The organism is Paenibacillus sp. 01T422, assembly GCF_056398785.1.
Genome location: NZ_JBFTQB010000086.1, coordinates 1 through 11,911 on the forward strand (window position 1 = coordinate 1; position 11,911 = coordinate 11,911).

General features: G+C 46.0%; 14 protein-coding genes and 1 pseudogene. 10 read left to right on the top strand and 5 right to left on the bottom strand.

Annotated features, from left to right (window positions below; all coding sequences use genetic code 11):
- On the top strand, positions 1 to 985 hold a 985-nt coding region (locus tag AC1DUA_RS07005), incomplete at its 5' end, for a type I restriction-modification system subunit M (protein WP_477499043.1).
- A gap of 228 nt (positions 986 to 1,213) precedes the next feature.
- Here AC1DUA_RS07005 and AC1DUA_RS07010 read toward each other — a convergent pair.
- On the bottom strand, positions 1,214 to 1,561 hold the full coding sequence (locus AC1DUA_RS07010) for a helix-turn-helix domain-containing protein (protein WP_477499044.1): 348 nt from the start codon (positions 1,559 to 1,561) through the stop codon (positions 1,214 to 1,216).
- 179 nt (positions 1,562 to 1,740) lie between these two features.
- Here AC1DUA_RS07010 and AC1DUA_RS07015 point away from each other — a divergent pair, with 179 nt between their 5' ends.
- From AC1DUA_RS07015 to AC1DUA_RS07035, 5 genes and pseudogenes are all read left to right on the top strand, one after another.
- Entirely contained in the window at positions 1,741 to 1,989 is a 249-nt protein-coding gene (locus AC1DUA_RS07015; RefSeq protein ID WP_477499045.1) for a hypothetical protein, read from the top strand.
- Positions 1,990 to 2,144: 155 nt separating this feature from the next.
- Positions 2,145 to 3,122, top strand: a complete 978-nt coding sequence (locus tag AC1DUA_RS07020) for a hypothetical protein (protein ID WP_477499046.1) — start codon at positions 2,145 to 2,147, stop codon at positions 3,120 to 3,122.
- A complete protein-coding gene (locus AC1DUA_RS07025) occupies positions 3,100 to 4,455 on the top strand; it encodes an FtsK/SpoIIIE domain-containing protein (RefSeq protein ID WP_477499047.1) in 1,356 nt (451 codons plus the stop codon). Before AC1DUA_RS07020 ends, AC1DUA_RS07025 begins: the two co-directional genes overlap by 23 nt.
- Positions 4,456 to 4,571: 116 nt before the next feature.
- A complete protein-coding gene (locus tag AC1DUA_RS07030; RefSeq protein ID WP_477499048.1) occupies positions 4,572 to 4,715 on the top strand; it encodes a hypothetical protein in 144 nt (47 codons plus the stop codon).
- Positions 4,716 to 4,743: 28 nt separating this feature from the next.
- Positions 4,744 to 5,094: pseudogene (locus AC1DUA_RS07035) on the top strand (manganese catalase family protein); the annotation flags it as partial.
- Between the two features lie 95 nt (positions 5,095 to 5,189).
- On the opposite strand, the gene AC1DUA_RS07040 reads toward AC1DUA_RS07035, so the two are convergent.
- The 3 genes from AC1DUA_RS07040 to nagB all read right to left on the bottom strand — a co-directional run bounded on the left by AC1DUA_RS07040 (position 5,190) and on the right by nagB (position 8,111).
- Positions 5,190 to 5,945, bottom strand: a complete 756-nt coding sequence (locus tag AC1DUA_RS07040; protein WP_477499049.1) for a YdcF family protein — start codon at positions 5,943 to 5,945, stop codon at positions 5,190 to 5,192.
- A 268-nt stretch (positions 5,946 to 6,213) separates the two neighbouring features.
- Positions 6,214 to 7,386: an N-acetylglucosamine-6-phosphate deacetylase gene (gene nagA / locus AC1DUA_RS07045; protein ID WP_477499050.1), complete on the bottom strand. Its 1,173-nt coding sequence runs from the start codon at positions 7,384 to 7,386 to the stop codon at positions 6,214 to 6,216.
- Positions 7,383 to 8,111 carry a glucosamine-6-phosphate deaminase gene (gene nagB, locus AC1DUA_RS07050; protein WP_477499051.1) on the bottom strand — a complete coding sequence of 243 codons (729 nt, stop codon included), beginning with the start codon at positions 8,109 to 8,111 and terminating at the stop codon, positions 7,383 to 7,385. Before nagB ends, nagA begins: the two co-directional genes overlap by 4 nt.
- A gap of 242 nt (positions 8,112 to 8,353) precedes the next feature.
- Here nagB and AC1DUA_RS07055 point away from each other — a divergent pair, with 242 nt between their 5' ends.
- The 4 genes from AC1DUA_RS07055 (at position 8,354) to AC1DUA_RS07070 (ending at position 11,287) form a co-directional block, all read left to right on the top strand.
- Complete coding sequence (locus AC1DUA_RS07055) at positions 8,354 to 9,022, top strand: HAD family hydrolase (protein WP_477499052.1); 669 nt, start codon at positions 8,354 to 8,356, stop codon at positions 9,020 to 9,022.
- A 72-nt stretch (positions 9,023 to 9,094) separates the two neighbouring features.
- Positions 9,095 to 9,319, top strand: coding sequence for a spore germination protein (locus AC1DUA_RS07060; RefSeq protein ID WP_477499053.1), 225 nt, complete (start codon positions 9,095 to 9,097; stop codon positions 9,317 to 9,319).
- 516 nt (positions 9,320 to 9,835) lie between these two features.
- Complete coding sequence (locus AC1DUA_RS07065; RefSeq protein ID WP_477499054.1) at positions 9,836 to 10,882, top strand: cation diffusion facilitator family transporter; 1,047 nt, start codon at positions 9,836 to 9,838, stop codon at positions 10,880 to 10,882.
- Between the two features lie 42 nt (positions 10,883 to 10,924).
- Positions 10,925 to 11,287 (top strand): ArsR/SmtB family transcription factor, encoded by a 363-nt coding sequence (locus AC1DUA_RS07070; protein ID WP_477499055.1) that lies wholly within the window; start codon positions 10,925 to 10,927, stop codon positions 11,285 to 11,287.
- A 45-nt stretch (positions 11,288 to 11,332) separates the two neighbouring features.
- Here the strand turns inward: AC1DUA_RS07070 and AC1DUA_RS07075 are convergent.
- A partial coding sequence (locus tag AC1DUA_RS07075) for a YheC/YheD family protein (protein ID WP_477499056.1) occupies positions 11,333 to 11,911 on the bottom strand: 579 nt, incomplete at its 5' end.

Genomic DNA, 11,911 nt, shown 5'->3' on the forward strand with positions numbered 1-11,911 from the left:
GATTTCTACCATCCTTTCTCGCATCGTTATACTTGATAGTCAAGACCCGAGTAAAGGGAAAAAAAAGTATATTAATAATCTGCTGGACTTTGCTTGTGGTTCTGGTTCTCTTCTAATCAACGTTAAAAAGCAACTTGAGCCAAACAGCATTGGGCAGATATATGGACAAGAAAAGAATATCACGACTTACAATCTTGCTCGTATGAACATGCTCCTTCATGGATTCAAAGATTCTGAATTTCAGATATCTCACGGAGATTCATTATTGAATGATTGGGATATTTTCAATGAGATGAACCCGGCTAAAAAATTGGAGTGTGACGCAGTTGTAGCAAATCCACCTTTCAGTTACCGTTGGGATCCAAATGATACACTTGCTGAAGATTTTCGCTTTAAAAGTTATGGACTGGCACCCAAATCAGCAGCAGATTTTGCTTTTCTGCTTCATGGTTTCCACTTTTTAAGCGATAATGGCACAATGGCAATCATTCTGCCACATGGTGTGTTATTCCGTGGTGGTGCAGAAGAAAAAATAAGAACAAAATTGCTTAAGGACAATAATATTGACTCAATAATAGGATTACCGGCAAACCTCTTTTTCTCTACTGGTATTCCGGTCTGTATTCTTGTACTAAAAAAGTGCAAGAAATTTGATGATGTGCTATTTATTAACGCAAGTGATTACTGCGAAAAGGGGAAACGTCAAAATATCTTATTGCCAGAGCATATTGACAAAATAGTTGACACATATCAATATCGAAAAGATGATGACATAAAGTATTCTCGCCGTGTCTCCATGGAAGAAATTGAAAAGAACGGCTACAACCTGAATATATCCAGGTATGTCAGCACTGCTTCGGAAGAGGAAATAATTAACCTTGCGGAAGTAAAAGAGGACTTAGACCGGGTTGAAAGTGATATAAATGAAGCCAAGGAAAAACATAATCGGTTTTTAAGAGAGCTTGGGTTGCCGGAGTTGAAGTAATCTGGCGCACGATTCCTTTAACGGAAAAATGTTAGATAAACAAGTAAGATAGGAGGGCCACTCAAATAATGGGTGGCTCTTATTGCTGGAGGGCTAGTTCAATAATGCTGGAGACGAATACTTTGCATTTTAATTTCTAGACTGAATGTTAATGCTATTCCTTTATGGAAATTATTGGATATTGATTGATATTATCATATCAAAAAGATATCAATACGCCTTTGGATTTTAATCCGAGGGCGTTTTTTTGTTGATTTTTAAGCGTGGAGGAATTGAGATATTCTCCTCTATACAATTGATAGCTTCTTGCAAATTTGCTCGAAGCTTAGGACTTAACTGGTCATCGCCACGATTAAAAAGCCAATCAAGGCTAATTCCGTATGTATCTGCAATTTTCAAGGCTATGTCAGATGAAAGGCTCATTTCCCCACGCTCAATGCGACTAATCGTGTTGGATGAAACATCAATACTTTCTGCAAATTCGAGTTGTGAAAGATTCTTTTCTTCTCTTAATTCCTTAACGCGCCAAAGTAAAATATCTTTTTTACGCATATAAGCGCCTTTTTTGTCGTGCATTTTTTCGCTCCTCTCGCAGTCCGCTACCATTAATATACTATACAAAGTCGTATAGTGACAATATCGGGAAATGATGTCCTCAATTAGTCGTGTAGGTTCTCGTTATCGGAATATGGCTCCTTTACAATAAGGTTACGACATGGCCATGTTGAATTTATTTACAAGGTGATGAACACATAATGAAAATGCGTTTACTAGGTGCTAGGGAGCTTGACTTCAAGGCAAATGACGGTTCACAGGTAAAGGGAATGCAGCTTTTTGTAGCCTACACAGCGGAGAATGTCGTTGGCGAAATGAGCGATAAACTCTTTATTCGTGATGGTTTTGACCTGCCTCAATTCAAAGTGGGGGAAGCCATTGAAGTTGCATTTAACAACCGTGGCAAGGTGGAGAGCGTTAAGCCCGCCGTCAAGCAAGCTAGCCAATAACAAGCAGGACACCGCATCGGACGGATTTTCCTCCAGGAAAATCCGTTCGGTTGCGGTGTTGCCTAAGGGCTAGTATTACCCTTAGGCAACCTCTGTAGCATTGTCGCATTGTCGAAAATTGTCGAAACTATGCAATGATAAAGGATGGTGACAAATTGAAAGATACACAGTCACGCAAATGGCAAATTACGTTGAATTTCAAAAACAAAGAGCAGATAGACCATAAAGTAATCAAAAAGGTGCTGTCAGGAATCAAACCGATTCAATATTACTGTATGGCGGACGAGATCGGCTTGAAGGAACGGACACCCCATATTCATCTTTTCATCGCTTGTTCTTCCCCTGTGCGATTTTCAACTATAAAGCGACATTTCCCTGAGGGGCATATCGAACAGGCGAGAGGTAGTTGTGAGGAGAACAAGCAGTATGTGGAAAAATCCGGAAAATGGGAGGCTGACCCTAAGAGTGATACTGCCATTAAAGGATCATTTGAGGAATGGGGGGAACTGCCTGTGGAGCGCCCCGGTACTCGCTCCGACCTTGATTTCCTTTATCAACTTGTGAAAGATGGGAAAACAAATTTCGAGATTTTGGAGCACAATTCTGATTATCTTTTGCGGTTGACAGATATTGAACGTGTACGCCAAACGGTAAAAGCGGAAGAATTTCGCACAACTTTCCGCAATATGGAAGTGACATATCTGTGGGGGCGTACTGGCACTGGAAAGACCCGCCATATAATGGAAAAAGAAGGATATTCTGCAGTTTACAGAGTCTCAGAATACGAACATCCATTCGACAGCTATATAGGGCAAGAAACGCTCGTCCTGGATGAATTTCGTTCTCAACTTAAGATAAGCGAGCTTTTAAATCTGCTTGATGGATACCCTTTAGAGCTTCGGTGTCGGTATGCCAACAAAACAGCTTGTTTCACAAAGGTTTACATTATCAGCAATCTTGCTCTGCATGCTCAATACTCCAATATTCAATCTGAACAACCCGAAACGTGGCAAGCATTATTAAGGCGTATACACAGAATTGTTGAGTATCAACCAAGCGGCGAAGTGGTTTTTGAACAAATCACATTAAATGACAGAAAGGACGATTACAATGAACAACGTTTATCAAAATAATAAAATCAGACGTGAACGGAATAGATTAAGAAGAGCCGCTTACTTACGTTTCATAACAGGGATTAGACAGCTTACCACTATTCACATATGGAAAAATGTCTTTTTGGTAGCCTACTTGATAGTTGCTGCTTGTGCTTGGGCTTATCGTGGCAAGCTGCTGTTTGGGCTTGATAGTGCTTTCTCACTGTTTCCTGTACTCGAAATAGCGTTTGGCTGGCTTGTTGCCCTGTTATTACTGCTCGGCTTGCTGTGCCTCATATCTGTAATCGGAACGCCACAAAAAGCCAAATTGTATCAAGATCGTCTTATTAGTGCGGGCTTTACAAATCACAGTCACGAACCGCCTTTGCTTCTTGCAAGGTACAAACACCCAAAAAACCCCAAACTTACAATCTGGGAGTTTGATGAAAATGAAACCTCGCTTTCAACTTGGGAGAACAAGAAAGACAATATTAAAGGCGCTTTAATTGATACGATTCTCCATGTAAGGCAGAGCAGAAACGGGAGGCGTGTTATTCTTACAACCGTTTCCCCACGGTCCATGTTGCCGCCAATTCTACGCTGGCAGGACAACTACCTAAACAAAGAAAGATTTGAGCTTGTTTTGGGCGAAAGTCTAGTCGGGCGAGAAACAGTCAACCTTTCCAAAATTCCTCATATTCTTTTGGGCGGCTCTAGCGGCTCGGGTAAAAGCATTCTATTAAAGCTGCTTCTAATGCAATGCGTGGAAATGGGTGCAGAGGTCTATATTRCCGATTTTAAAGGTGGAGTAGATTTTCCCGCTATATGGCATAAAAAATGCCATATGTGCTTTGATGAAAGCGATCTTCTCGACCAGCTAACAAGTCTTACAGACGAATTACAACGCCGCAAGGCTGCTTTTCGTGAAGCAGAGTGTGCCAATGTTGACGAGTACAACGCCGCTACAAACAACTATCTAAAGCGTATTATCTTCGCCTGTGATGAAATTGCGGAAATCCTCGATAAAACAGGATTTTCCAAAGAACGAAAAGAGCTGATTTCACAGATTGAAAGCCATTTATCTGTCATTGCTCGGCAAGGACGAGCCTTTGGAATGCATCTTATAATTGCAACACAACGCCCCTCGGCAGATATTCTAAGCGGACAAATACGCTCAAATATTGACTGCCGTATCTGTGGCAGGGCGGATAATATCTTGTCACAAATTATTCTTGATAGCACGGTAGCCGCCGAACAGATACCAAAGGACGCACAAGGGAGATTCATCACTAATACAGGGGTAATCTTCCAAAGCTATCTATTTGATGATAGTGAGGCGTATTCGAGCTGGTCGCGAGCAATCGGAGGGTGATCCCAATACATGAGTGCGAAGGAGCAAGCCAATAACAAATGGCACGCATGGTTTTGGCCCACTAGATGAATCGGACAACTCTTGGCACTCATACAAATAAGACAGAGGTGATGCCAATGTCGAAGACGGAAACGATGATGGGGCAACCAATGACCTTTGAGAAGACGATTGATGGCAAGGGAAGCGTACGTGTGTTCGGGAAACTAGATCTAGATAAATTCATACAGCGGTTATTATCCTCGAAAGCTCTAGTCAAATAGGGCTTTTTCTTTGTGTTGCAATAAAGAAATTGTTTATAAACTCATGAAAGATGCAACTATTGATCAATTTAAGGCTGCTGGGATGGACGATCAGTACGTGATTCATGATAGGGCGCCATTCTATCAGAATGCGTCTGGCGTGCCATGGACGGCAGCTTACATACAGGCGAAGGGAGACCCCATAGCAGACCTCTATGAGGACATAGCTGCTGAGGAGAAGGCAAGAACCACGTATCAATGGCTAATTGATTTAACCGATGACGTCGATCTCCAGGATAGTCTGAAATTTCTCCGTGAGCGGGAAATCGTGCATTCCCTTCGGTTTCGAGAAGCCGTCGAAATTTTGAAGGATGATAGGATGCAGAAAAAGGTCTTTTGAGGATTTGGCGGCGCACCACCCATTCATACAGTAGGAAAGGTGCGCCTAAGAACAATGCAAGCTAGGGAGAGCATAGTTCATGCTGTACCGAATAACTAATTTTTAGTTGCTAGTAAGCCTAAGTATTCCTTCAACGCAATTGAAGTACTGGATAATCCGCTGGAAGAAGGAATGAATTTACTTACACTGAGTGCCTGTTTTCCCTGCGAAATATAGTCAGTTGGATAAGGGATTACATCCACCTTGAGTTTTTGAAACTGTTTGACGGAGCGGGCCATATGGAAGGCAGAAGTAACGAGAATGGGATGCTGCCAGCCATTTGTGGTTAACATGGCTTGGGTATGCAGCGCATTTTCCTCCGTATTGCGGCTCGTATCATCCAGAAAGATGGAAGCTTCAGGGATACCAAGTGCGATGAGATGGCGTTTGGAAATTTGCGATTCGTTGCCGGTGTCTGTGAAAACTTGTCCACCCGAGATGAGGATGGGCAGCTTCGTACTGCGGTACAGCTCTGCAATGGTCAGCACGCGGGCAGCTGTGTTCCCCGTTAAATATCCTTCGCCTTTGGTTAGCGGATCTGGTGTATCAAGTGTCGCGCCACCTGTCAACATGACAATAACATCCCCGGTCACCTGAGCCGGTGGGGTGTACCTACGTTCGATAGAATTTAGGAGCGCATTGCCGAAATAGGGCATGGAACAAACGCATAAGAGAAGTGCAGCGAGTCCGACAAGAAGAGTACCTATGTACTCTTTTTTTTGTTGCAGCCATAAGGCAATGCAGAAGAGCAGCAGAATGACAATCCCCGGGGGGAACAATAACGTATAGGCAATTTTGATCAAATAGAGCATAGGGATGATTAGATCCTTTCTTGGAAAAAACAGCTATTTGCGTTATTATGCTTTTTCGACAATGTTAGTGAATATCCTGCAAAAAATAAATAGAGGCTGCCCCGAAAGTCATCAAATGACGGAGGGACAGCCTTTTCAATTTAGCGGGAATTACTACTGCTATTAATTGGAGTAACGTAGCTAAATCATAAGTAAATGGAATTTCTCGACAGTCTGAGAATTTCCCGTTAAATATTGAATCACCATGGCGTGGCAAATGTCTCCCGCTTTAGGCTTGTAGTTCTTGACCACGAATCCATACGTGTTCGAGTTCCAGCTCAGGGCTGATGAGCAGCAGGTCTGCCTGTTTGCCCTGCGCAATCGAGCCATGCGACGCCTGCAGCTGCAATAGCCGCGCAGGGTTGCCGCTCGCGAAGCGGCTCGCGTCCTCGACGCTGACACCCACCTCGCGCACCATAAAGCGGAGCGCATCGATCATAGTCAGCGTGCTGCCGGCGAGCGCGCCGCCTTCCGTCAATCGGGCAACGCCCGATTGGACGGTAACGGCTTGCCCGCCAAGGTCGTACTGCCCGTCGCCGAGTCCCGCGGCCGACATGGCATCCGTGATCAGCAGCAAGCCATGCGGCTGCTTAGCCTTCACCACCAGGCGAATCGCTGCCGGGTGCACGTGATGCCCATCAGCGATGACTTCGCCGCTGATGCGATCGTCGGTAAGGACCGCACCGACGGTTCCGGGCTCGCGATGATGCAGCGGCTTCATCGCGTTGAAGGTGTGCACCGCATGCGAGAGCCCCACACTGGCTGCCGACTGAATGTCGGCGTAGGAGGCGTCCGTGTGGCCGCAGGCGGCAACGATGCCACGACCCTGCAGCCACGCGATCGTCTCATGGGCGCCCTCGACTTCAGGGGCGAGGGTAAGCTGTTTCACGAGCTGCGGAAAGCGCTCGTCCCAGTCTTGCAGCCAGGAAAGCTGTGGCGGCAGCATCAGCTTCGGATCTTGCGCGCCAGCCCACTTCGGCGAGATAAAAGGGCCTTCCATATGCACGCCAAGCAGCTGCGCATAAGGCATAGGCTCTTGCATGTAGCGGCTGACTTCGCCAAGGGCGCGGTCAATCGCTTCATGCGTTTGAGTCATTGTCGTAGCAAGCATGGCGGTTGTTCCGTTTTTGGCGTGAAAACGTGTAATGGTATCAAGCGTTTCGGGACTTGCTTCCATGAAGTCTGCACCGTACCCGCCATGCACGTGAACGTCGATGAAACCTGGCAATAACCAGCTGCCATTAGCATCAAGCGTTTCGGCAGCCGCATCGGCGGTGCTGGGATTCCACTGTGAGCTGCTTTGGACAGAAGCGATAACCCCATCTTTTAGATGGACAACACCTTGTTCAATGACGCCTTGTTCCGTAACGATCTTCGCTCCCGTAATGACAAGTTCGCTCATTCGAACAACCTCCCTGCCTCAGCATCAAGCAGAACGACAAGGTGTGGGTGAGTTTGCAGCAGAGTAGCTGGTACTTCTGTTGTAATTGGGCCAGTAAGTGCGCGATGAACGATTTCCGCTTTGTCGGCTCCGCGAACAATCAGAAGGATTGTTTTGGCTTTGAGAATCGTGCCTACGCCCATCGTTAGAGCGTGAGTCGGAACTTCTTCAATCGAGTTGAAAAAACGCGCATTCGCTTCGCGGGTTTCTTCTTTCAATTCGACGAGATGCGTTCCGCTGATCAGGGAATCATCAGGCTCATTGAAGCCGATGTGTCCGTTATGGCCAAGGCCAAGGATTTGCAAATCAATCTGCTTCGCATCTTCAAGAAGTTCATTAAATCTTGCACATTCCGCTTCCAGGTCAGGTGCATTTCCGTTGGGAAGGTGGGCAGAAGCAGCAGGCAAGTCGATATGTGAAAATAAATGCTGCTGCATATATGCGTAATAGCTCTCTGGATGATCCGTTGGCAAGCCGACATACTCGTCCAGATTGAAGGAAGTGACATGCTTAAAGCTGACGCGGCCTTTTTCATAAGCTTTCACAAGCTCTTCATAAATACCTACAGGTGTACCACCGGTGGCTAAGCCTAGAACAGCTTTTGGCTGCATTTGGACAAGGGATGTAATAATACCGGCTCCGGCCTCGTTAAGCTCTTGTTGATTTTGAAAAATATGAAGATTCATATTCGTGCTCCTCACTCTCATAGACAAGTTATTTGCATTTGATGCATGATTTATGAAATCATTTTGCATAAAAGTATCATTTTTCATTGTAATTCTACTCATTTCAATCATAACTGAATTCAATAGACTCGGCAACAGGCATTTTCCCAAATATGAACATTGACTTACATGGGTATGTTTGCCATTCTTAACTAAGATCATTACACGATTTATATAATTCATGATGGCGAAGGAGCTTGATGATGAGTACACAGAGAAACCTACCTGAGGCTATGTTTTTTGACATGGATGGCACGTTATTTCAAACCGAGACGATTCTACTGCCTGCTTATCATGCGACATTTGATGTGCTCAGAGAGAAGGGGCTTTTCACGGGAGAGACGCCGCCAGAAGAGAGAATCCTGGGAGCGCTCGGCATGCTGCTTGAGCATATTTGGCAGCGGGTTATGCCGGAAGCTTCTATAGAAGCGCGTCAGGCAGCCGATGAGCTGTTGCTTCAATTTCAGATGGAAGCGCTGAAGCAAGGGCAGGGGAAATTGTACGATGGCGTGGCTGAAACCTTGCAGGCTTTGCGGGACAGAGGTGTCCGCTTATTTGTGGCGAGCAACGGATTAGAGGACTACGTTGGTCATGTGACCGAGGCGATGGGGCTTTCCCTTTTATTTGAGGACCTGTACAGTGCGGGGAAATATCAAACTAGATCCAAAGTGGATTTGGTTAAAATAGCGCTCGACACGCATCAAATCGGGTCCGCGTGGATGGTGGGAGATCGTTCCTCCGATGTGGAGGCAGGACTTAAGAACAATCTGACCGTAGCTGCTTGTGATTATGCCGGCTTCCGAGAAGCTGGGGAGCTCGAAGGCGCACACATTCGAATTCGCAGCTTTGCTGAACTGCTGGAATATGTTTAAGATGAAGTTGTCGCAAACCTGGCTGGCTGGGCATACACTATAGCACATTGACAGATAAAGGTGCTGATTAGAATGCCTTCTTTTGTAGGGATATTCAACATTATAAGGAACGAAGGAAACCTGGTGAACGGTGATACGTTAGTGATTGCGCCGACAAGCGCAGCCAAAACGTATTCCGGCAGCGGTGGCGGTATAACAGGAGATTTCGCCGTTTCTAATGTTCTATTTAGCGCGACGATAACGCTGGATCCGGATGTTGTGGAAGCTGGGGCTAATAAAATAGCTACTGGGACGTAAAATGTATGGAAGAAGATTGGCTTCAAGCTCGGGTGACGGGCTTGGAGCCTTTTTTTACGCCATTGCTCCCACTCGGCTAACTGGAACTACAGGCCGTTATTTCGCTGAAAAGGCCTATTTTCCACTTGCTGGGGGAACTACGATCCGTTATTTCTGCCAATTTGACCAGAATACCTGCCATGGAGGGCGAATAAGACCTTGTAGTTCCCCTCCCAAGAGGAAAACAGTCGTTTTCCTGCAAATAAAGGCCTACAGTTCCCCCAGTTCCCCCAGTTCCCCCAGTCCCCCAGTCCCCCAGTTCCATAAGAGTAAGCCTTATCGGAATTCTCGCTTAGTTTTTCGAACCTGACCTCACCCCTGATAAGAGCTGGTTTTTCTCAAATTTAGGCAAAACGTGATTGACAGAGCAAGGCTTCACTCATTAATATATGAATATATGCTCATATATTAATACGTCATGTATAAAGAAACGGACAGCACGCCATTCTAGTGGCAGAGCGACGGGGAGGGAATGTTATGCATCAACATTCGTCAGATAAGAAATCTCATTCTCATAAGGAGCATGCTTCTTGTAGCCACGAGGCCAGCGGTGAGCACACGCATTCGCAGCATGATCATGCCCAGCACGCTGGACACAGTCATGCACATCACGGACATCACCATGGGCATCATCATGGACACCACCACCATGGTCATGGCGGCAACAAACAGGGTCTTCTAATTGCCCTTTGTATTACTGCTGGGATCATGGTGGTAGAATTTGTTGGAGGGCTCTGGACGAATAGTTTGGCGCTGCTCTCGGATTCGGGCCACATGTTAAGTGATGCCGGGTCCTTGCTTCTGAGTTTGATTGCGCTATGGTTCGCTGCAAAACCGTCTTCGGCAAGCAAGTCCTTTGGCTTTCATCGCATCGAAATTTTAGCGGCGCTTTTTAACGCCGTCACCCTTTTTCTAGTTGCCGGTTTCATTATTTGGGAAGCGATTGGACGGTTTCTTCAACCACCGCCCGTAGCTAGTGGTTCCATGATGCTCATTGCTTGCATCGGGCTATTGGCTAACCTGTTAAGCGCGTGGTCGCTCATGCGCAAAGGGGATGTGCATGGCAACTTGAATCTGCGCAGCGCGTATTTGCACATTTTAGGGGATGCGCTTGGCTCTGTTGGGGCGATAGTTGCTGGTGTGATTATGCTGATTTTTGGCTGGTACGCTGCAGACCCGATTATTAGTGTCATTGTGGCGCTACTTATTTTGCGAGGTGCTTGGGCCGTTTTGAAATCCACGCTTCATATTTTGATGGAGGGCACGCCATCTGAAGTTTCATTCGGGGAGGTTAAGCAGGTGCTGGAGGGCATTGACGGGGTCATTAATGTTCATGATCTGCACATCTGGACGATAACTTCCGGGCTTGATGCTTTAAGTTGTCATTTGCTCATTGCTGATGATCAAGATAGCCAAACGATTCTACAGCAAGCCATTCACCGGATTGAGGAACGTTTTCATATTAGTCACGCAACGATCCAAATTGAAAATTCCACGAATACGCACTCGGAGTTAAAAGTATAGAGGCTGAATGAACAAACGAAGAAATTGGAGGGAGGTTTTTAGATGGAAAAAGCAGTATTGGATACTTGCGATGAGGCATGTACAGGTACGGGAGCTGTCAAGGAAGAGCATGAGCTGCCTATGACGGAAGATCTGGCGGTGGGGGTTGCGGATATATTCAAAGCATTAGGGGATCCAACGAGGGTCAAAATCATTTTTTTCCTCTTGAAGCAGGAGCTTTGCGTCCATGATCTTTCGACACTTCTTACGATGGGGCAGTCAGCGGTTTCTCATCAGTTGCGTTATTTGCGGGATATGCACATTGTTAAGCGTAGAAAAGTAGGGAAAACCGTTTTTTATTCACTGGATGATGATCATATTGAACAAATATTTGTGCAAACCTTGGGGCATCTCCAGCATATGTAAGTCGGAAGCTTCTACAGCTTAATGCTGTTGCTTCCGATTGCGGCCTTAATCTGTTTCATTTGAATCATCGCTCGAAGGTAGTTCTATTTTTCGAGTGCTCTGTCTTAACATCCAGACGGCGTACTCGAGAGGTCGTGAAACCGCCTTCTGATAAGTGGCGATTTCGCCTATCTTGCGAAAGACTTCCCGGGAAGGCTTGGGATTGACTTCAAGCAGCCAAACATTTCCCTTGGGATCTACGGCGATATCCATGCCCAACTCACACAACTTGCCGAATTTCGTTTCTAGAAAGTCTGCCAGCCTATAGGCGAAGTTGTTCATTTCTTTCTTGATCGTTTCGGTTTTCTCAGGTGAGGCAAAACGATACGCTAACAGCTTATCTTGCGAAACCGCGCTTCCGCCTCCGTGAAGGTTCGAGGTGATGCTGCGGTGAGGACCRATGCGGCCTGCACAGCCGGTTACTTCCCATTCACCGCGGCCATTTTTTTGAATCAGCAGCCGATAATCATGCACGCGTCCATCCTTAAGCGTAAGCTGTATCCCTTGTTGAACCACATAGTCCGGACTTAGCTTTAGCGTATGCAGCTTGATGGACAGCTGCTTTTCGCTTGCTCGGTAAGGGGC